The organism is Jiella sp. M17.18 (assembly GCF_041027365.1).
Lineage (GTDB): Bacteria > Pseudomonadota > Alphaproteobacteria > Rhizobiales > Rhizobiaceae > VKMB-3413.
The window spans coordinates 185,803-206,999 of sequence record NZ_JBFTEH010000008.1; the positions used below are offsets into that span (position 1 = coordinate 185,803).

At 68.4% G+C, this 21,197-nt stretch carries 14 protein-coding genes and 1 tRNA gene; 4 read left to right on the top strand and 11 right to left on the bottom strand.

All coding sequences use genetic code 11. The features are described 5' to 3' along the window. Positions 1-61: 61 nt before the first annotated feature. On the bottom strand, positions 62-1,645 hold the full coding sequence (locus AB5S17_RS16135) for a phytoene desaturase family protein (protein WP_369241172.1): 1,584 nt from the start codon (positions 1,643-1,645) through the stop codon (positions 62-64). A 166-nt stretch (positions 1,646-1,811) separates the two neighbouring features. Here AB5S17_RS16135 and AB5S17_RS16140 point away from each other — a divergent pair, with 166 nt between their 5' ends. Continuing rightward, positions 1,812-3,386, top strand: coding sequence for a phytoene desaturase family protein (locus AB5S17_RS16140; RefSeq protein ID WP_369241174.1), 1,575 nt, complete (start codon positions 1,812-1,814; stop codon positions 3,384-3,386). 689 nt (positions 3,387-4,075) lie between these two features. Here the strand turns inward: AB5S17_RS16140 and AB5S17_RS16145 are convergent. After that, a tRNA-Glu gene (locus AB5S17_RS16145) sits at positions 4,076-4,150 on the bottom strand. A gap of 707 nt (positions 4,151-4,857) precedes the next feature. Here AB5S17_RS16145 and dnaE point away from each other — a divergent pair. Continuing rightward, positions 4,858-8,322 (top strand): DNA polymerase III subunit alpha, encoded by a 3,465-nt coding sequence (gene dnaE / locus AB5S17_RS16150; protein WP_369241176.1) that lies wholly within the window; start codon positions 4,858-4,860, stop codon positions 8,320-8,322. 56 nt (positions 8,323-8,378) lie between these two features. Here the strand turns inward: dnaE and AB5S17_RS16155 are convergent, their stop codons facing one another. The 3 genes from AB5S17_RS16155 to AB5S17_RS16165 all read right to left on the bottom strand — a co-directional run bounded on the left by AB5S17_RS16155 (position 8,379) and on the right by AB5S17_RS16165 (position 10,818). Beyond that, positions 8,379-9,713 (bottom strand): DNA polymerase IV, encoded by a 1,335-nt coding sequence (locus tag AB5S17_RS16155; RefSeq protein WP_369241178.1) that lies wholly within the window; start codon positions 9,711-9,713, stop codon positions 8,379-8,381. 95 nt (positions 9,714-9,808) lie between these two features. Then, positions 9,809-10,489 (bottom strand): hypothetical protein, encoded by a 681-nt coding sequence (locus AB5S17_RS16160; protein ID WP_369241180.1) that lies wholly within the window; start codon positions 10,487-10,489, stop codon positions 9,809-9,811. Beyond that, positions 10,486-10,818 (bottom strand): DUF3572 domain-containing protein, encoded by a 333-nt coding sequence (locus AB5S17_RS16165; protein ID WP_369241182.1) that lies wholly within the window; start codon positions 10,816-10,818, stop codon positions 10,486-10,488. The genes AB5S17_RS16160 and AB5S17_RS16165 overlap by 4 nt, the downstream gene beginning before the upstream one ends. A gap of 94 nt (positions 10,819-10,912) precedes the next feature. Here AB5S17_RS16165 and AB5S17_RS16170 point away from each other — a divergent pair, with 94 nt between their 5' ends. Further along, positions 10,913-11,284 (top strand): response regulator, encoded by a 372-nt coding sequence (locus AB5S17_RS16170; RefSeq protein ID WP_369241184.1) that lies wholly within the window; start codon positions 10,913-10,915, stop codon positions 11,282-11,284. Positions 11,285-11,303: 19 nt separating this feature from the next. Continuing rightward, on the top strand, positions 11,304-12,674 hold the full coding sequence (locus tag AB5S17_RS16175) for a PleD family two-component system response regulator (protein ID WP_369241186.1): 1,371 nt from the start codon (positions 11,304-11,306) through the stop codon (positions 12,672-12,674). A 559-nt stretch (positions 12,675-13,233) separates the two neighbouring features. Here the strand turns inward: AB5S17_RS16175 and rpmG are convergent. The 6 genes from rpmG to topA all read right to left on the bottom strand — a co-directional run bounded on the left by rpmG (position 13,234) and on the right by topA (position 21,001). Continuing rightward, positions 13,234-13,401, bottom strand: a complete 168-nt coding sequence (gene rpmG / locus AB5S17_RS16180; RefSeq protein WP_369241188.1) for a 50S ribosomal protein L33 — start codon at positions 13,399-13,401, stop codon at positions 13,234-13,236. Positions 13,402-13,595: 194 nt separating this feature from the next. Next, a complete protein-coding gene (locus AB5S17_RS16185; RefSeq protein WP_369241190.1) occupies positions 13,596-14,798 on the bottom strand; it encodes an MFS transporter in 1,203 nt (400 codons plus the stop codon). A gap of 21 nt (positions 14,799-14,819) precedes the next feature. Next, positions 14,820-15,575: an NUDIX hydrolase gene (locus tag AB5S17_RS16190; RefSeq protein ID WP_369241192.1), complete on the bottom strand. Its 756-nt coding sequence runs from the start codon at positions 15,573-15,575 to the stop codon at positions 14,820-14,822. Then, positions 15,572-16,000, bottom strand: coding sequence for a DUF983 domain-containing protein (locus AB5S17_RS16195; RefSeq protein WP_369241194.1), 429 nt, complete (start codon positions 15,998-16,000; stop codon positions 15,572-15,574). The genes AB5S17_RS16190 and AB5S17_RS16195 overlap by 4 nt, the downstream gene beginning before the upstream one ends. After that, a complete protein-coding gene (gene rnr, locus AB5S17_RS16200; protein WP_369241196.1) occupies positions 15,997-18,261 on the bottom strand; it encodes a ribonuclease R in 2,265 nt (754 codons plus the stop codon). The genes AB5S17_RS16195 and rnr overlap by 4 nt, the downstream gene beginning before the upstream one ends. Positions 18,262-18,265: 4 nt before the next feature. Continuing rightward, positions 18,266-21,001: a type I DNA topoisomerase gene (gene topA / locus AB5S17_RS16205; protein ID WP_369241198.1), complete on the bottom strand. Its 2,736-nt coding sequence runs from the start codon at positions 20,999-21,001 to the stop codon at positions 18,266-18,268. Between the last annotated feature and the right edge of the window lie 196 nt (positions 21,002-21,197).

Genomic DNA, 21,197 nt, shown 5'->3' on the forward strand with positions numbered 1-21,197 from the left:
GGCGGGCGGCGGAAGGCCGGGAGCGCTTCCGGACGGAACCGCCGCTCCGGGCGCGCCTGCCTCATCGGCCTGCGAGTTCCCGGGCGAGCATGTATCCCGAGCCGGCGCCGAGCCCGCCGCCGGGCCAGGTCGAGGCGCCGATGAGGTAGAGCCTTTCGACCGGCGTGCGCCAGCGCGCCCAGCCCGGCATCGGCCGAAACAGGAAGTTCTGCGACAGGTGATGGCTGCCGGCGATGCTGTCGCCGCCGACGAGGTTGGGGTTGCGCCGTTCCAGATCGGCCGGCGTCTCGACATATCGCCCGAGGATCTTCGTCCGGGTGCCCGGAGCATAGGCCTCGATGATGTCGATCACCCGGTCGGCATAGGCCTCGCCCGCCTCGGCCCAATCTGTCGCCGCGATCGTGCCCGCCGCATCGCCCCGGATAATCCCCGGCACCATGCGCACCTGGACCCAGAGCGTGTGCTGCCCTGCCGGTGCGCGCGACGGATCGACGGCGGTCTGCTGGCCGACGACGATGAGCGGCGCCGTCGGCAACAGCCCCGCCATCGCCTGCGCATAGGCGACCGCCATCATGTCGAGGTCCGGCGCGAGGTGAACATAGAGGAAGCGCTTCAGCCCTTCGCCCGCCGACCAGTCGGGGAGGGCGGACAGCGCGAGGTGGATCATCATCGTGCCCGGCCCGTGCCGAAATTTCCGCGCGCCGCTGTCGAAGCCGGCGTCGCCGCTGCCATTGGAATCCCCCAGCAGCCGGTCGACCAGCGCACCCGGTGCCACCCCGGCGACGACTGCGCGCTTCGCCGCAACCTCGGTGCCGTCGGCGAGCCGGATTCCGTCGGCCTTGCCGAAGCGGTGGCGGATGGCGGTCACCTCGGCGCCGGTCGCGACCCGCCCCCCCAGTTCCGCGATCCGCGCGACCATCGCCCGGATGATCGTGTCGGCGCCGCCCTTGCCGATGACCATGCCGTTCGCCTGGTCGGCCATGCCTTCGAGATAGGGAAAGAGGGCGCCGCCGGCGATGTCCGGCGCGAAGTCGAGATGCATGCCCCAGGCGGCGAGCGCGGCGCGAATCTCCGGCGCCTCGAATTCGCGCTCGAGGAACTCGCGCGGCGAGGCGGTGAGCAGCCGCGCGAGGTCGAGGCTGCCGCGAGCCCCCTTCGCCCGCCAGGCCGTCCACCCGAGGCGCCCCAGCGAGCGCCAGGACATCGGCGATCCGAGCAGGCCGAAGAGATGCGGCGCCTCGGCCGGAAACGTCGCGAACATCGCGCGCCAGCGCTCGCCGTCGGCGGCCGACAGAGCGGCGGCGCGCGCGGCGGTCTTCTCGATGTCCTTCGAGACGCCGAACCAGCGGCCGGACGGGGTCGGCGAGGCGAAGCAGTCCTCGGCGGGAACCAGGGCGAGGCCGTGGCCGGCGAGCGCGGCTCCGTGCTCGGCAAAAAAGGGCGAGCCGGCGAAGAGGCCGAGATTGGTCGCGTAGAGATCGTGGCGGAAGCCGGGAAGCGTCGCCTCCTCGGTGCGGCAGGCGCCGCCGGCGGTCTCGTTCTTCTCGAAGACGCCGACGGACCAGCCCCTGGAGGCGAGATGGACGGCAGCGGCGAGCGCATTATGGCCCGCTCCCACGAAGACCGCGTCGTATTCCTCAGCCATCGGCGTCTCCCGGCACGCTGGCGCGGCGCTCCAGCGCGCCCGCTCCTGCCAGATTATTTTAAGCTTAGACATTTGCAATCGCATCCGCCGCCCATAGGCTGCTTCCGGGGCGCGCGGCCGGACAGTTCGCGCCGCCGCCGCGGGCATTCGGACGGGAGCGAACGTCATGGCCGTCGACTACGTGATCGTTGGGTCGGGGATCAACGGGCTGACCTGCGCGGCCCTTCTCGCCAAGAAGGGCAAGAGCGTTGTCGTGCTCGAGCGCGAGGCCGTCGCCGGCGGCTGCATGCGCACCGAGGAGATCACCGTCCCCGGCTTCCGCCACGACGTGATGGCGGCGACCTTCGTGCTCTTCGTCACATCGCCGGCCTTCGCCGAACTCGGCTCCGATCTCGCCCGCCACGGGCTGGACTTCGCCAATAGCTCGCACCCGACCGCCGTGCTCCTCCCGGATGGCCGCAGCCTCGCGCTGGCGACCGACCGGGAGGAGAACGTCGCGCGCCTCGACCATCTCGCACCCGGTGAGGGCGATCGCTATCGCCGCGAGATGGAAGCCGTCGAGCGGGACGCCGGCCTCCTGTTCGGCCTGCTCGGCAGCGCGCTGTGGACTCTGCCGACCGCGAGCCTTCTCCTCGGCGAGGCGCGGCGCCGCGGCCCGCGCGCGCTTCTTGCCCGGCTGGGCGAGGCGCTGCGGCCCGGCCGGGCCTGGCTGGAGAACCGCTTCGAGTCGGAGCTGACCCGCGCGCTTCTGGCGCCCTGGGTTCTGCACGCCGGTCTCGGGCCGGAAAGCGCCTTTTCCGGCGAGATGGCGCGGATCATCGCCTTTGCGCTCGAAGCCGCCGGCGCGCCGGTGGTGGTGGGCGGTGCTGGCCGCGCAGTCGAGGCCTTCGAAGGACTGATCCGCGAACATGGCGGCGTCATCAGGACGGGCACCGACGTCGCCGAAATCTGCATCTCCGGGCGGCGCGCCACCGGCGTGAGGCTGACCGACGGCACCATCGTTGAGGCGCGGGAGGGCGTCGTCTGCTCGGTGACCCCCACCCAGCTCTACGAGAGACTGCTGCCGGCGGGGGCGGCGGATGCCGCCACGCGGGACGCCGCCGCCGCATTCCGATACGGCAAGGGCGACATGCAGATCCACTACGCCCTGAAGCATCCGCCGCGATGGAAGGCCGAGGGTCTCGGCCATGTCGCCCTGATCCATCTGACGCCCGGTCTCGACGGCGTCTCGAAGGCGGTCAACGAGTGCGAGCGCGGCATGCTGCCGGAGACGCCGACGATCTGCGTCGGCCAGCCGCATGCGCTCGATCCGTCGCGCTGCCCGGAGGGCGCGGCCATCCTGTGGCTGCAGCTCCCGGAGGCGCCGCGGCAGGTCAGGGGCGATGCCGCCGGAGCGATCGCGGTGCCGGCCGACGGGCGCTGGACGGCCGACCTGCGCGAAGCCTATGCCGACCGGATCGAGGCGATCCTGGCGAACCACATCGACGGCTTCGCGGAAAGCGTCATCGCCCGGAAGGCCTATTCGCCGGCCGATCTCGAAGCGATGAACATCAATCTCGTCGGCGGCGATCCCTATGGCGGCTCGGCCGCGCTCGACCAGTTCTTCGTCTGGCGGCCGTTCGCCCATTCGCGCAATCACGCGACCGGCGTCAAGGGCCTCTACCACATCGGCGCCTCGACCCATCCAGGTCCCGGCCTCGCCGGCGGGTCGGGCTTCGCGCTGGCCAGACAGCTGCGCTGAAGAAGCCGATCCGCCCGGACGGCCGACTTCGTGCAGGCGGAACAGGGCGAGGCATGAGAGCTAAGCCGCCTGGCAGGCAGCCGTGCAGCGGAGAAACTGCGGTTCGGAACGTGAGGTTGTCATGCCACGGGCCGGGCACAGCCTCCGATCAAATGACCGCGGCGCGCGATTGTTCACCGACCCAGAGATTTCTGATCGTCCCGGGACGTAGGTAACTCTGCGGACCGCATACATGGGTAGCGTTTTTCCCCTTGGCGGCGACCCGGACCTTCTCGGAGATTGGCGATGACCGCCAGCGTCACCGCCGGCCCCCGCTGTCGGACGTCTGTCCGGTTGCAGGACAGGCTGAGCCTTTCGGTGCGGCAGAAAGAGTGCAAGTACGCGCGTTCAGGGCGTGTGCTGCAGAGCAGAGGCCTCATAGTCCGGCAGGCCCTCGTCGATCTCATGCATAATTTCATCTCTCGGGTTCGCGTCGGGCAATGCAGGACGTTCCTCCGGATTTCAGGTCGCCGAAGCATTGCGGCTCCTGCGGCTCTCCGACACCGCAATCCTACGGCAGCCTGCTGAGGCACCGAACCACATGCTCGCGAGCGCGGCTCTCGTCCGGCTCGCGCTTCACTGATCAGTGATATGTTCAGGAGCGTTGGAGAAGCGTGGAGTGCAAATGCAGACGTGCGATCCCGGGCGAATGGTACGCCCAAGGGGAATCGAACCCCTCTCTCCACCGTGAAAGGGTGGCGTCCTAACCGATAGACGATGGGCGCAGCGCCCGGGCTGTATAGGGTGCTTCCGCCGCTATCGCAACCCGCTTCTGGCGACGCACCGGAAAAAGTGCCGCGGCAGCCCGCAGAGGACGTGCAGGGGCATCCTCCGCCGATCATGAGGAAGCCCAGCGGTACGCCACGCCGGGACGTGGCTCTCTCTCGCCGTCAGGCCGTCGCCCTCGCGGCGGGGCTTTCCCGTCGACAAGCGATTCGCGGACAGGCGGCGCATCCGGCTCGGCTTCTCCGGCCGGTCCCAGCCCGGGAACCGTGCCACATCGCCCGTGCGCGCCGCTGCGTTGCCGTGCTCGTGGCGCATCACTCGACGACGTCGACCCGCTTGACAATGACGCGGCGATAGGAACAGATAGAGAACAGAGAACATTTGGAGAACGACAGATGTCCGAATTCGCCAAGGACTGCCTCTCGCTGATCGCCGTCTCCGGCTTCGTCTACGCCTTCAGCCTGATCGTCTGCGTGATCTGACGCGGCGCCGCCTCCTTGGAAAAACCTGGGGAGCACACCGCTGCGGCCTTACGAAGGGCGGGCGGGGAAGCTATTCCGGCAGGCTGATGCCGGGGCCGTGACGGTTCGCCCCGGTCTCCAGGTCTGATGCCGTCGGGCTTTGCTCGGCGCAGAACGATCGGGACGGATTCAGCGGGCGGATGCTTCGGCATCCTCGCCCACTGGAGCAGGCGAGGAGTGATGTGATGGATGCGCCGGTGACGAATGAGCCGAAGTTCGTTCATCTGAGGGTTCACAGCGCCTTCTCGCTCCTCGAGGGCGCGCTGCGGCTCGACCAGATCATCAAGTTCGCGGCCTCCGACGGCGCTCCGGCGATCGGCATCGCCGATACCAACAACCTCTTCGGGGCACTCGAGTTCTCCGAGAAGGCAGCGAAGGCCGGCATCCAGCCGATCATCGGCTGCCAGGTCGAGGTGGAGTTCGGCGACGGCGAATCGTCGGGGCGGGGCGGGCGCGGCGGCCTGCCGGGTTCCGCGCCGGTCGTTCTGATCGCGGCCAGCGACGCCGGCTATGCCAATCTCGTCGAGATCGTCTCGCTGTCCTATCTCGGCCATCCCGACAATCCGCGCCCGCACGCTCCGGTGGACTGGCTCCGCCGCCACGCCGAGGGCATCATCGCCCTCAGCGGCGGGCCGCTCGGGCCGATCGGGCTGGCGATCGCGGCCGACCGGCCGGCGATCGCGCGCGCCCGGCTGGAAACGCTGCAGGAGATCTTCGGCGACCGGCTCTATGTCGAACTGCAGCGGCAGGAGGGGCACAGCCTGCGGGTCGAGGCGGAGACCGTCGGCCTCGCCTACGACATGGGGCTGCCGCTGGTCGCGACGAACGAGCCGTTCTTCTTCTGTCCGGACGATTTCGAGGCGCATGACGCGCTGCTCGCCGTCGCCGGCAACCGGCTGGTCAGCCAGGAGGACCGCCGGCGCCTGTCGCGCGACCACTGCCTGAAGTCGCAGGACGAGATGGCGGCGCTCTTCGCCGACCTGCCGGAGGCGCTGGGGAACACCGTCGAGATCGCCCGGCGCTGTTCCTATCGGCCGCGGACCCGGGCGCCGATCCTGCCGCGCTTCGCCGGCGCCGACGCCGATCCGGTCGAAGCCGAGCGGGCGGAGGCGGCGGAGCTGCGGCGCCAGGCGATCGAGGGTCTGGAGCTAAGGCTGCAGAGGCTCGGCATGGCGCCGGGGCGGACCGAGGAGGAATATCGCGAGCGCCTCGACTTCGAGCTCGGCATCATCGAGCGGATGAAATTTCCGGGCTACTTCCTGATCGTCTCGGACTTCATCAAATGGGCCAAGGCGCAAGGAATTCCGGTCGGCCCCGGCCGCGGCTCGGGCGCCGGCTCGCTGGTCGCCTACTCGCTGACGATCACCGACCTCGATCCCTTGCGCTTCTCGCTACTGTTCGAGCGCTTCCTCAATCCCGAGCGCGTCTCGATGCCGGACTTCGACATCGACTTCTGCCAGGACCGGCGCGAGGAGGTGATCCGCTACGTCCAGGGCAAATACGGGCGCGAGCAGGTCGGCCAGATCATCACCTTCGGAACGCTGCAGGCACGGGCCGTGCTGCGCGACGTCGGCCGGGTCCTCGAAATGTCCTATGGCCAGGTGGACAAGCTCTGCAAGCTGGTGCCGCAGAACCCGGCGAACCCGGTGACGCTCGCCAAGGCGCTGGAGGAGGAGCCGCGGCTCGCGGAGGCGCGGCAGTCGGAGGAGGTCGTCGACCGGCTGATCTCGATCGCGCTGAAGCTCGAAGGCCTTTATCGCCACGCCTCGACCCATGCCGCCGGCATCGTCATCGGCGACCGGCCGTTGTCGCAGCTCGTGCCGATGTATCGCGATCCGCGCTCCGACATGCCGGTCACCCAGTTCAACATGAAGTGGGTCGAGCCGGCGGGCCTCGTCAAGTTTGACTTCCTCGGCCTGAAGACGCTGACGACCCTCAAGACCGCGGTCGACCTCATCGCCCGCAAGGGCGTCGATATCGACCTCTCGGCGCTGCCGCTCGACGACAAGAAGACCTACGACATGCTGACCCGCGGCGAGACCGTCGGCGTGTTCCAGGTGGAATCGGTCGGCATGCGCAAGGCGCTGATCGGCATGCGGCCGGACTGCCTGGAGGACATCATCGCGCTGGTGGCCCTCTATCGCCCCGGTCCGATGGAGAACATCCCGACCTACAACGCCCGCAAGCACGGCGAGGAGGAGCCGGACTTCATCCATCCGATGATCGCGCCGATCCTGAAGGAGACGCAGGGCGTCATCATCTATCAGGAGCAGGTGATGCAGATCGCCCAGGTCCTGTCGGGCTATTCGCTCGGCGAGGCCGACATGCTCCGCCGTGCGATGGGCAAGAAGATCCGCGCCGAGATGGACAAGCAGCGGGTCCGCTTCGTCGACGGCGCCCTGAAGAACGGCCTCGACAAGGCGCAGGCGAACATGATCTTCGATCTGCTCGCCAAGTTCGCCGACTACGGCTTCAACAAGTCGCACGCCGCCTGCTACGCGCTGGTCGCTTACCAGACGGCCTATCTCAAGGCGAACCACCCGGTCGAATTCCTCGCCGCGTCGATGACGCTCGACGCCGGCAACACCGACAAGCTCAACGACTTCCGCACCGACGCCCTGCGCCTCGGCATCGAGGTCGTCCCGCCCTCGGTGCAGACCTCCTACAAGGCCTTCGAGGTCGGCGAGAACCGCATCTACTACGCGCTCGCCGCCATCAAAGGCGTCGGGGAGCAGGCGGTCGAGCACATCGTCGAGCGGCGCGGCGACAAGCCGTTCGCCTCGCTCGAGGATTTCTGCGCCCGCATCGATCCGAAGATCGTCAACAAGCGCACGCTGGAATTCCTCATCACCTCGGGCGCACTCGACTGCTTCGGCCACGACCGGGCGCTGCTGCTTGCCAATATCGAGCGCCTGTCCGGCTACGCGCTGCGGATCCACGAGGGGCGCACGTCCGGGCAGGACGACATGTTCTCGAGCGCCGGCGGGGCGCCGGAGCCGCTGAAGCTCAACCCGGCGCCGCTCTGGACCGCGTCCGAGAAGCTGCTGCGCGAGTTCCAGGCGGTGGGCTTCTATCTCTCGGCGCATCCGCTCGACGAGTACAAGGCGACGCTGAAGCGGCTGAACGTCAGGACGCATGCCGAGGTCGTCGCCAGCGTGAAGAGCGGCGCCAGCGCCGCCAAGCTGGCGGGCACGGTCACGGCGCGGCAGGAGCGCAAGACGCGCACCGGCGGCAAGATCGGCATCGTGCAGCTGTCCGACCCGTCCGGCCAGTACGAGGTCGTCCTGTTCTCGGAGACGCTCTATGCCTGCCGCGACATGCTGGAGCCGGGCGCGTCGGTGATCGTGTCGGTTTCGGCGGAGGAACGGCCGGAAGGCATCTCGTTCCGGGTGCAGGCGGTGCAGTCGCTGGAGGACGAGGCGGTGCGCATGCAGAAGGCGCTGCGGGTCTTCATGCGCGACGCCTCGCCGCTGAAGGCCTTCCGCAGCCAGCTGTCCGCGGACGGCGACAGCGAGGTGTCGCTGGTGCTGGTGCGCGACGACGGGGAGCGCGAGGTGGAGATCACGCTGCCGGGCAGGTACCGGGTCTCGCCGCAGATGGCGAGTGCGGTGAAGGCGGCCCCGGGCGTGCTCGAGGTCGAACTCTCGTAGCGCCGCAGGAGCGCCGGACCGCTTGAAGGAAGACGGACGGGCGCGGGCCTGGCCGGTCAGCGCGGGCGGGGACGCGGGTCTTCGCCGTCCTGCGCCGGTCGGTCGGGGCCGCCGCGGCCGCGATGGCCGAAGGTGATGCCGGTCTCGATCGCCGCCTGTCCGAACTTGTCGCGCAGCCGGTCGAGCGCGGCTTCCGCCTGCGCCCGCTTGCCGGCGCCGGTGTCGACGAGATCCGCCGGATCGGCGAGCGCCGCGGGCGCGAAATCGGCGCAGCCGATGCCGATCAGCCGGAAGCGCGTGCCGTCGAGTTCCTTCTGAAGCAGCGTCCGTGCCGCGGCGAAGATGCGATCGGCGAGGCGGGTCGGGGCGGCGAGCTTGCGGTTGCGGGTGCGGATCTGGAAGTCGGCCGTCTTCAGCTTCAGGACGATCGTCGCCGCGGAGAGGTCCGTCGCCTTCAGCCGCCGCGCCACCGTCTCGCTGAGATGCCGCAGCACCGGCAGGAGGTCCTCGGCCCGGGCGAGATCGCTGTTGAACGTCGTCTCCGCCGAGATGCTCTTGGCCTCGCCGCGAGGATTGACCGCGCGGCTGTCGATGCCGCGCGACAGGCAGAAGAGCCGGCGGCCCATCTCGCCGTAGCGCTTCATCAGGTCGGTCTCCTCCATCGTCTGGAGCTGGCCGATGGTTCGCAGGCCGTCGCTCGCGAGCGTCCGATCCATCGCCGCGCCGACGCCCCAGATCAGCGCGATCGGCTTGTCCGCGAGAAAGCCGATCGTCTCCGCCCGGCCGATGACGGAAAAGCCGCGCGGCTTGTCGAGATCGCTCGCCACCTTGGCGAGGAACTTGTTGTGCGACAGCCCGACCGAGACGGTGATGCCGAGTTCGCGCTCGATCCTCGCCGCGATCCTCGCCAGCGTCATCGCAGCGGGCTGACGATGGAGCGCCTCGGTGCCCGACAGGTCCATGAAGGCCTCGTCGATCGACAGCGGCTCGACCAGCGGGGTCACTTCGTTCATCAGCGCCCGGACGGCTTTGCCGACGGCGGAATATTTCGCCATGTCGGGCTTCAGAACGACGGCGTCCGGGCAGAGTTTCAGCGCCTTGAACATCGGCATCGCCGAGCGCACGCCGCGGATGCGGGCGATGTAGCAGGCCGTCGAGACGACGCCGCGATGGCCGCCGCCGATGATCACCGGGCGGTCGGCGAGCTCCGGCCTGTCGCGCTTCTCGATCGAGGCATAGAAGGCGTCGCAGTCGATATGGGCGATCGACAGCGCGTCGAGTTCGGGATGCGCAAGGATACGCGGGCTGCCGCAGACGTTGCAGCGCCGGCGCGCCAGGTCCTGGCGCGAAAGGCAGTCACGGCAGAAGACAAGGGGCGGGGCGGCGGTCATGGCGATCCGGGGAGGCGGCGAGCCATCCTAGCCGAGTCCGGGGCGGCGGCAAACTCTGTCGGCGATCGCGGGGGCGATCCAGGGCAGGGTGGCCGTCAGCCGCGTCCCGAACCGTCCGGGGCAGCGTCCAGCAATCGCGCGATGATCGCCTCGGCCTCCACCCAGTCCTTCGCGGACAATGCGCCCGGCGGCAAAGGCGGCAGATGCGGACGGAAGGCGTCGTTCGCCATCAGGTGCAGCAGGTGCACATCCGGTGCGCTGCGGCGGACGGATTCGAGGTTGGGCGGCAGGTCGTCAGCGAAGAGCAGCGGCCCGGACCAGCGCTCGCCGAGTTCGGCGACCACGGCGCCCTTCGAGCGCTCCGTCGCGATCATCGGGAATTTGAGTCCCATCCGGTTGAGGAGGTCGCGGCGCATCGGATAGTAGCCGGGCGTCATCGCCGTCAGGAAGACGATGTCGGCCTGCCCCGACAGCCGGTGGAGCGCCTCGGCGACGCCGGGAACCGGCTTCTGGCGGCGGTCCTGCTCGGCGAAGACGCGGGCGGTGATCCGGTCGAGTTCGTTGCCGGTGAGGGCGACGCCGGTGGACATCGAGCGGACATTGCCGGTGAGGCGGAAGCTTTCCGGATGCAGGCGCGCACCGTATTCCGCCAGAAGCTCGCCGAAGGGCGTGATGAACTCCAGCACCACCTCGTCGACGTCGAGAATCAGCAGCGCTTCGTATCGCTTCTCGATGTCGGCGACGGACGGACCGGCGGTGACGATCTCGCGGCTCACGGACGCCGGCTTTCCATGGGCCGCGCAAGAACCTGACGCGCCGCAGGGACATTCGCCGGATCGATTCCCGCACCGGTCGCGAAAGCCAAGAGCGTCGGCTCGTGGCCGAGAAGAAAATCGAGCACGGCGACAAAGAAGCCGGGCTTCGTCGCGGCATGGCGAAGATCAGCCACCTTGATTCCCGTCAGCGACAAGAATCGCTCCATCAGCACGGAGTCGTTTGCGATAAAGGTGAGGGCATCGACGGCCAGAGATGCGGCCGCATCGCGGCTGATCGCCGAAACGTGACCGCGGTCGCGCCGCCCGGCGTTATCCTTAACTCTTTGCAACTAGCGGATTCCCATTTCTTAAATCAAATGTCGCTAGACCTTGAGGGGAGTAGCGCAAGATCGCGAGCCGGTCGAGGCAAGGAGAGTATCGGCGATGGCAAAGACCGTCATGATCGTCGAGGACAACGAGCTGAACATGAAGCTCTTCCGTGACCTCCTCGAGGCCCATGGATATGCGACCGTCCAGACGCGCAGCGGCCTGACGGCCGTCGATCTCGCGCGCGAGCACCGGCCCGACCTGATCCTCATGGACATCCAACTGCCGGAGATTTCGGGTCTCGATGTCACGCGGCAGCTGAAGGCGGACCCGGAACTCTACAAGATCCCGGTCGTCGCGGTGACCGCCTTCGCCATGAAGGGCGACGAGGAGCGGATCCGACAGGGCGGCTGCGAGGCCTATATCTCGAAGCCGATCTCGGTGAACCGCTTCATGGAGGTCGTCCGCTCCTTCCTCGGCGAGGCATGAGCGAGAGGCGGATCCCCCGATGACCGCCCGGATCCTCATCGTCGACGATGTCGAGATCAATCTGCGCGTCCTCGAAGCCAAGCTGACCGCGGAATATTACGAGGTCGTCTCCGCCCAAAGCGGGCCGGAGGCGCTTGACATCTGCCGGTCGCAGCCGATCGATCTCGTGCTGCTCGACGTCATGATGCCCGACATGGACGGCTTTGCCGTCTGCCGGGCGATCAAGGCGGACCCTCAGCTGATGCACCTGCCGGTGGTTCTGATCACCGCGCTCGATCAGCCGGCGGACAGGGTGGCCGGGCTGGAAGCCGGAGCGGACGACTTCCTGACCAAGCCGGTGCGCGACCTGCCGCTGCTCGCCCGTGTCCGCAGCCTCGCGCGGTTGAAGCTCGTCACCGACGAGTTGCGCCGGCGCGCCGAGACGGCGATGCGGCTCGTCGCCGATGCACCCGCCTCCTGGAACAGCCCGCCGGTCGCCGGGGCCCGGATCGTCGCCTTCGTCGAAGGCGCGGAGGAAGCGCGGCGCCTCAGGCGCCACGTCGGCGCCAGTGCGACCCTCGCGGTCGCCACCGATCCCGCGGAATTCATCGCCGAATGCGCCGGCGGCGGATTCGACGTCGCCATGGTGGATCTCGGCGCCGAAGCGATCGACCCCCTGCGCCTCGTCTCGCAGCTTCGCTCCACCGTCGCGACGCGGCAGCTGCCGATCCTGGTGATCACGGCGCTCGGAGACGACGTGCGTGCGGCGAAGGCTCTGGAGCTCGGCGCCAACGACTATGTCCAGCGCCCGATCGACCGCAACGAGCTCGCCGCCCGCATCAATATTCAGGTCCGCCGCAAGCGCTACGACGAAAGCCTCAGGAATTCCGTCCAGCAGACGATCGAGCTCGCCGTCTCCGATCCGCTGACCGGTCTCCACAACCGCCGCTTCTTCGAGACGCATCTCGGCCGGGCGGTCGACCTCGCCCGCGAGACCGATACCGGGTTCGCGCTGCTCATCGCCGACATCGACCATTTCAAGCGGATCAACGACGGCTTCGGCCACGAGGCCGGCGATCACGTGCTGAAGCAGTTCGCGGTCCGGCTGACCCAGACCATCCGCGCCAGCGATCTCGCCTGCCGCTTCGGCGGCGAGGAGTTCGCGGTGCTGATGCAGGGGGCGGACCGCGAGGCGGCGATGGCGCTCGCCGAGAGGATCCGCCGCAGCGTCTGCGACGAGCCCTTCGACATCGCCGGCCAGCAGATTGCGGTGACAATCAGCCAGGGTGTGGCGAGTTTTTCGGCCGACAGCAAGCAGGACGCCGCGGCAACGTTCCGCAGCGCCGATGCCGCGCTCTATGCCGCCAAGCGCGGCGGGCGGAACCGGGTGGAGGGAGCCGCCGCCGCCTGACGGGCGATCGACGCCGGAAACGGGAGGGAATTCGTCATTTTCACGAAATCCTTAACCATTTCTAAAATCTTCATGCGGTGATAACGGTCCGCATCGTTGCAATCGAATCTGTTCTGCGTAAGTCTCAGTTCAGGTTTCCGGAGGTCAAGAGCGTTTACGCGACCTTCGCGAGTTACCCCATGGAATGCTCAGGTCCGCCGCATCTCCTGGGTCCCGTGGGGGGTCGGTCGGCGCCGCGCAATGACGGTTTCCTCGTACCGTCGCGCGTGCGTCGGCCGGCCACTTTCGTTTGGACGGCGTCGCTCAAGGCGACGATGCGCAGGCGGTCGCTTGCTGGAAGCAGCCCGAGCCTCCCCGTGCTCCCGCCGGCCCGCAGTAGCGCCGCAAAAGCCTGTCCCCGCAGAGTCCGACCGATGCCGTCCCAGCCGTCCGCCGGGCTGTCGCGACCGCTGTCGTTTACCGCGAAACGCCGCCTCGATTCGTCGCGGAAGCCGCACGAACGAAAAACGCCGCCCCGATCGGAGGCGGCGTTCTGTCGGTCGAACCTCGTGAGGCTCGTTTACTTGATCTTCGCCTCGCGGAACTCGACGTGCTTGCGCGCGATCGGGTCGTACTTGGTCTTGACCATCTTGTCGGTCATCGTGCGCGAGTTCTTGCGCGTGACATAGAAGAAACCGGTGTCCGCGGTCGAGAGGAGCTTGATCTTGATAGTGGTCGCCTTGGCCATCGCTCTGTCCGTTCGATCCTCCGCGGAACGAATGCGCCGGCCGATCGAGCACCGGCTTCGCATGCAGCTCTGCGGTTGAAGCTTCGTTCGGCACGATCAGCGAGGCGAAGCTTCGGCCAGCGCAGCACGTGCCAATCAGCCGACGCGGGGCGGCGGCAAATTCGCTGCGGACATTAGCCATCCGCGGGGCACTGTCAAGAGCGGCTCCTGGCGAAGAGCAGGCGGCCGAGCGCGAGCACGAGATACAGGGCGAAGAACAGCGCCAGCGACCAGGCGAAGCCGTCCGGTCCGAACATGTCCATCGCCGTGCCGATCGTCTGCGGTCCGATCAGCATGCCAGCGGAATAGCAGAAGATGAAGGCGGCGTTGGCGGAGGCGAGTTCCGAGCCGGAAAGACGCGAGCCGAGATGGGCGAGGCCGACCGTGTAGAGGCCGGCGACGACGCCGCCCCAGAAGAACAGGAGGCACGCCATCAGCGTCCAGTCCTTGACGAGCAGCGGCAGGAACAGCGTGCCGACCAGGCCGACGAGCGCGAAGAAAGACAGCAGCCGCCGCCGGTCGGCAACACGATCGGACAGGATGCCGATCGGGATCTGCATCAGCATGTTGCCGATGCCGATGGCGATTAGCAACTGCGCCGATGCGGCTTCCGAAAAGCCGACGCGCTCGCCATAGACCGGGAAGAGGGCGAAACCGCCCGATTCGACGGCGCCGAAGATCAGCACCGCGCCGGTCGCCGTCGGCACGGCGAAGATATAGCGCCAGAACGATCCCTTGCGGCGGTCCTCGCCGATCGACGGTTGCCGGTTCCAGGCGAGGAACAGCGGGATCGCCGAGAAGAAGATGACGCCGGCGCCGATGCCGAAGGGCGTGAAGCCGCTCGAGCCGACCTGTGAGAAGATCCACGGGCCGACCGCGAAGCCGAGGGAGAGAACCGTGGCGTAGATGCCGAGCACCAGGCCGCGCTTGCCGGGTGGCGCCGCGGCATTGATCCAGAACTCCGACAGGACGAAGAGCGCGGTGATCGAGAAGTGGAAGACGAGGCGAAGCGGAAACCACGTCCAGAACGGGACGAGCAGGTAGAAGCCGATCGCCGAGATCCCGCTGAACAGAATCGCCAGGAGCATCGACAGGCGCACGCCGAGCCGCCGGGCGATCGGCGTCACCATCGGCGCGGCGATCAGCGACGCGATGCCGGCCACGGCCGTATTGGCGCCGATCAGCGTCGCGGGGACACCGCGCCGCTCCAGAATCACGCTGAGCAGCGGCAGGCCGAGCCCGAGCGCGATGCCGACCGCGCTGATCGAGGCGATCGCTGCGCTGGCCGACACCCAGTCGACGGATTGGAGTTCGGCCTCGGCTTCGGCGACGATGTCATCCGGGGTCGATCTGTCCATCCCGCCTCCAGGTCCAATCCTTTAGAGATACTCACACGTGAAGCGGCCGTTCACGACACGATAGAACGGGATCGGCCGCGACGGATCACGCCAGGATCCGTCCGCCAGCCTGGCGCCCAGCTCTTCCAGTACGCGGACGGTGATCGCAGCAAGATGAAGGTCGCCGGTTCGGTCGAGGGCCACCCATTCGACGGCGTCGAATTCGTCGGTCGGCGGCCGCTCCGGCATGGCAGCATCGATGTCGGACGCATCGATGGCGAAGAAGCGCGCGTCGAAGCGGCGCGGCGCACCGGGCGGCGTGATCGCGCGGGCGAGCGGTACGAGACGCTCGGGCGCCGGCCGAATCTCCGCCTCGGCGAAGGCCGACCAGAAGCCGGGGCCGCCCGTGAAGGAACCGGGGCGCCCGATCATCGCGCCGACCTCCTCATAGGTCTCGCGGATCGCGGCGAGCGCGGTCGCGACCGCCTGCCGCGCGCCGAAGCGGGCGGGGGAACCGTTCGTGAGCCGATCCAGCGCGCCGGCCTCCAGCGAAAAGTCCTTGGCCAGGGAGAGGTCGGAGCGGTCGACGCGGCCGCCGGGAAAGACGTAGTGGCCGGGCATGAAGACGTGTCCGGCGGCGCGCCGGCCCATCAAGAGCTTCGGGACGGCGCCGGACGTGTCCACGACCAGAAGGGTGCCGGCATCCCGCGGCCTGCGCGCCGGGGCGCCGCTCCGGCGTGCTGCGGCAAACCGCCTCCGCTCGCCGTCGAGCGCCGCCAGAGCGCTCTCCTGGCTCACCCGATCACATCCGCTCGGCCGCCGAAGCCCCCGAGGCGCAGCGCCCACTGCAGCGCGATGGTGGCGCCCTTCAGCGGCTGCAGCAGCGCCAGCGACAGGACGATCGTCAGGGGGACGAGGATCGCCAGATGCGCCCACATCGACAGGGCGAAGGTCTCGTCCATCATCAGGAACAGCGCCACCACGAGATGGCCGACGATGAAGACGGTGAGGTAGGGCGGCAGGTCGTCGGCGCGGTGGTGATGCATCTCCTCGCCACAGACGGCGCAGGCTTCGACGCTCTTCAGATAGGCGCGGAAGAGGCGGCCCTCGCCGCAGTTCGGGCAGCGGCAGCGAAAGCCGCGCGCGAGCGCCGGTGCGAGCGGCCGGGAGGCTTCGCCGCCGAATGTCACAGTCGCCGTGGGGGCGAGCGTGTCGTCGCTCATCGCTTCTTCCTCACCTTCGAGGCGACGTTCTTGTCGCGCCGTCCGTCGCGCCTCTTGCGGGCGCTCTTGTGGAACGAACCGGTCGCCATCGGCAGCTTGCGCGGCTCGGTCAGCATCTCGAACTGCATCGAGCCGGCGAGCGGCAGCGCCTCCTTGAGACGCACCTCTACCGAATCGCCGAGGCGATAGCCATGGCCGCTGCGTTCGCCGACCAGCGCGTGCCCGACCTCGTCATAGTGGAAGTATTCGACCCCGAGCGTCCCGATCGGCACGAAGCCGTCGGCGCCGTAGGTCGGCAGCTGCACGAAAAGCCCCGCCTTGGTGACGCCCGCGATGCGCCCCTCGAAGGTCTCGCCGATCCGCTCTGCCAGATGATGGGCGATCAGCCGGTCGACCGTGTCGCGCTCGGCCGCCATGGCGCGGCGCTCGGCGCGGGAGATCTCCTCGGCGGTCTGTTCGAGATTCTCCTCGTCCTCGCGGCTGAGCCCACCATCGCCGAGCGAGAGCGCCGTCACCAGCGCGCGGTGGACGATGAGGTCGGCATAGCGCCGGATTGGCGAGGTGAAATGCGCATAGCGCATCAGGTTCAGGCCGAAATGGCCGATATTCTCGGGCGTATAGACGGCCTGCGACTGCGAGCGCAGCACGACCTCGTTGACGAGATTCTCGTGCTCGCCGGCCTTCACCTGCCTGAGGATGCCGTTGAAGTGCGACGGGCGCAGCATGCCGTCCTTGGCGAGCTTGATGTCGAGCGTGCGCAGGAAGTCGCGGAGCGAATCGAGCTTGGAGAGGGACGGCGAATCGTGGGCGCGGTAGATCAGCGCCTGGCGGCGGCTCTCCAGCGTCTCGGCCGCCGCGACATTGGCGAGGATCATGAACTCCTCGATCAGCCGGTGCGCGTCGAGGCGCTGCGGCACGACGACCTTTTCCACCCGGCCGTCCGCGCCGAGCTTGATCTTCTTTTCCGGCAGGTCGAGGTCCAGCGGCTGGCGCCGCTCGCGCGACTGTCCGACGAGGCGGTAGGCCTTCCAGAGCGGCTTCAGCACCTCGTCCACGATCGCCGGCGGCACATCGCCAGGCGCGCCGTCGATCGCCGCCTGCGCCTGTTCGTAGGCGAGCTTGGCATGGCTTTTCATCATCACGCGGTGGAAGCTGTGGCTGCGCTTGTCGCCGCGCCCGTCGATCACCAGGCGCACGGCGAGGGCAGGGCGATCGACGCCTTCCCGCAGCGAGCAGAGGTCGTTGGAGATCCGCTCGGGCAGCATCGGCACAACCCGATCGGGAAAGTAGACCGAGTTGCCGCGCATGCGCGCTTCCGCATCGAGCTTCGTGCCCGGCCGCACGTACCAGGTGACGTCGGCGATCGCCACGGTGACGATCATGCCGCCGGGATTGGACGGGTCCGAGTCGTCGGCCGCGTGGACCGCGTCGTCGTGGTCCTTGGCGTCGGCTGGGTCGATGGTGACGAGCGGCAGGTCGCGCCAGTCCTCGCGGTACGCCATCGTCGCCGGGCCGGCGCGCTCGGCCTCGTCGAGCACTGCCTTCGGGAAGACATGCGGGATCCCGTGCGCGTGAAGGGCGATCGCCGAGATGGCGCGCTCGGAGTTCAGCGTGCCGACGACGTCGACGATGCGCCCGACCGGCAGGCCGATGCGGCTGCGCGGGCCGGCCTCGACCTCGACGAGGTCGCCGTCCCTGGCGTCCTTCGTGTCGCCCGGCCGGATGGCGTATTCCAGCTGCTTGCGTTCGACCGGCTCGACCCGTCCGCCGCCGCCCGGCATCGTCCGGAAGACGCCGAGCTGCAGCGTGCGCTTCTTCTCCAGGACCCGGATCACCTCGGCGGTGCGGTTGCCGTCATCCGCCTCGACGACGCGGGCGAGGATGCGCTCGCCGATGCCTGCGACCTGGCTCTTGCGGTTCTGCACGACCGGCAGGCGCGGGCGCTCGCCGTCCTCCGCCTCGTCCCACGTCGTCGGCTCGACGAGGAGCTGGCCGTCGTCGTCGCGGCCGCGGATCTCGAAGACGCCGACCGGCGGGAGCGCGCCCGGCGTCGAAAAGCGCTTGCGGCTGCCGGCGATGACGCCTTCGGCCTGCAGGTCGGCGAGGAGGTCCTTCAGCGCGACCCGATCGTCGCCCTTGACCGCGAAGGCCTTGGCGATGTCGCGCTTGGAGGATCGGCCGGGATTGTCGGCGATGAAACGCAGCACGGCCTCGCGACTGAGCTCCGGCCTGTCCGCATTCCGGGGCTGTCGTCCGGCCATGGGCTCAGTCCGCGTCCCAGGGCACGGTTTCGGCTCCGGCGGCTGCCGGCACAGGCGTCGCGGAGCCGGACTTCGCCTTCGCCGGCTTCTTCGCCGCCGTCGTCTTGCCCTTGGCCGGCGCTTTTTTCTTGCCGTCGTCGGCGCCGTTCGCCTTCGTCTTCGCGCTCGCCTTCTTCGCCGCGGGCGCCTTCTTGGCCGCCGGCTTCTTGCCTGTCTTCTCGGCCCGCTCGTTGAGAAGCTGGATTGCCTCCTCAAGCGTCACCGACGCCGGGTCCTTGCCCTTCGGCAGGGTGGCGTTGATCTTGGCGACGTTGACATAGGGCCCGAAGCGGCCCTCGCGCACGGTGATCTCGCCGCCGAAGGTCGGATGCTCGCCGAGCGTCGCGATCGCCGCCGGCGTGCCGCGCCCCCGGCCACCCTTCTCGCGCTTTTCCGCGATCAGCGACACGGCGCGGTTGAGGCCCATCTCGAAGAGGTCGTCGACGCTCTCGACATTGGCATAGGTCTTCTGGTGCTGGACGTACGGCCCGTAGCGGCCGAGGTTGACGACGATCGGCTCGCCGTCCTCCGGATGCGCGCCGACCGTGCGCGGCAGGGTCAGGAGCTTCAGCGCCTTTTCCAGGTCGATCGACGAAACTTCCCAGCCCTTCGGAACCGAGGTGCGCGCCGCCTCCTTGCCCTCGCCGCGCTGGACGTAGGGGCCGAAGCGGCCGTTCCTGAGCGTGACGGGTTCGCCGGTCTCGGGGTCGGTGCCGAGGTCCTTCGGCCCGTCGTCGCCACCATCGCCGGCGCCGTCCGCCGACGGACTGGTGCCGAGCTGCTTGGTGAAGCCGCATTCGGGATAGTTCGAGCAGCCGACGAAGGCGCCGAACTTGCCGAGCTTCAGCGACAGATGCCCGGTGCCGCAACGCGGACAGATCCGCGGGTCGGACCCGTCTTCGCGCGCCGGGAAGACCAGCGGCGCGAGCTCCTCGTTGAGCGCGTCGAGAACGTCGGAGACGCGCAGCTCCTTGGTTCCGTCGACATGGGAGGAGAAGTCGCGCCAGAACTCGCGCAGGACGTCCTTCCATGAGAGCTCGCCCGCCGAGATGCGGTCGAGCTTCTCCTCGAGGTCGGCGGTGAAGTCGTATTCGACGTAGCGCTCGAAGAAATTGTGCAGGAAGGCGGTGACGAGACGCCCCTTCGCCTCCGGCAGGAGCTTGCGCTTGTCCTGGACGATGTATTCGCGGTCCTGCAGCGTCTGCAGCGTCGCGGCATAGGTCGACGGCCGGCCGATGCCGAGCTCTTCCATGCGCTTGATCAGCGATGCCTCGGAGAAGCGCGGCGGCGGCTCGGTGAAATGCTGGTCGGCGTCGATGCTCCGGCGCTCGACGCTCTCCTTCGCCGCCATCTCGGGCAGCCGCGCATCGTCGCCCTCCTCGTCGCTGTCGGACTTGGAATCGTCGCGATGGTCGACATAGGCGGCGAGGAAGCCGTCGAACTTGATCACCTGGCCGCTCGCCCGCAGCCTGGCCGTCTTGCCGTCGCCCTTCGCGTCGATCTCGACCGTGGTGCGCTCGATCTCGGCCGAGGCCATCTGGCTGGCAATGCCGCGCTTCCAGACGAGATCGTAGAGCCGGAACTGGTCCGGATCGAGGAAGCGCTTCACGTCCTGCGGCGTGCGGGTGAAGTCGGTCGGGCGGATCGCCTCGTGGGCTTCCTGGGCGTTCTTCGCCTTGGTCGAGTAGAAGCGCGGCTTGTCCGGCACGTAGCGGTCGCCGAAGCTGCCGCCGATCGCCTTGCGGGCGCCCTCGATCGCCTCCGGCGCCATCTGCACGCCATCGGTTCGCATGTAGGTGATGAGGCCGACGGTCTCGCCGCCGAGGTCGATGCCTTCATAGAGCCGCTGCGCGACCTGCATGGTGCGCGAAGCCGAGAAGCCCATCTTGGCGGAGGCCGCCTGCTGCAGCGTCGAGGTGGTGAAGGGCGGGCCGGGATTGCGCCGTGTCGGCTTCGCCTCGACGCTCTCGACCTGGAACGCCGCGCTGTCGAGCATGCGCTTGATCGTGCCGGCGATGTCGCCGTTGCCGATCGTGAGGCGCTGGATCTTCTCGCCGTCGAAGGCGGTCAGCCGCGCGTCGAAGGCCTCGCCGCGCTGCGTCGCCAGATGCGCGACGATCGACCAGTATTCCTCCGGCTTGAACCGCTCGATCTCCGATTCGCGGTCGCAGACGAGGCGCAGCGCCACCGACTGGACGCGGCCGGCCGAGCGGGCGCCCGGCAGCTTGCGCCACAGGACCGGAGACAGGGTGAAGCCGACGAGATAGTCGAGGGCGCGGCGGGCGAGATAGGCGTCGACCAGCGGCTCGTCGATCTGGCGGGGATTCGCCATCGCGTCGAGCACCGCCTTCTTGGTGATGGCGTTGAAGACGACGCGGCTGACCGGCTTCGTGCCGATCGCCTTCTTCTGGCGCAGCACTTCGAGCACGTGCCAGGAGATCGCCTCGCCCTCGCGGTCGGGGTCGGTGGCGAGCACGAGGCCGTCGGCGCTCTTCACCGCCTGGGCGATCTCGTTCAGCCGCTTCTGCGAGGGCTTCTGCACCTCCCAGCTCATCTCGAAGTCTTCGTCCGGCCGCACGGAACCGTCCTTCGGCGGCAGGTCGCGCACGTGTCCGTAGGAGGCGATGACCTTATAGTTGCCGCCCAGATATTTGTTGATCGTCTTCGCTTTGGCCGGCGATTCGACGATGACGACATCCATGAGCGAACAGTCCTGAAAGGGAAGGCGAGGCTGGGCGGCGGTCCGAATGCCGCGCGGGAGCCCGGCGTCGAACGTTTCGTCAGATGGACAGTCCGGCAGCGGCGGTCAACCCCGAGCGGCCCGCGACGTAGCACCTGTTGCAACTTTAGGAAGAAATTCTGTATAGTGCACGCGGTCGACGCATGCGCCGTCGGCG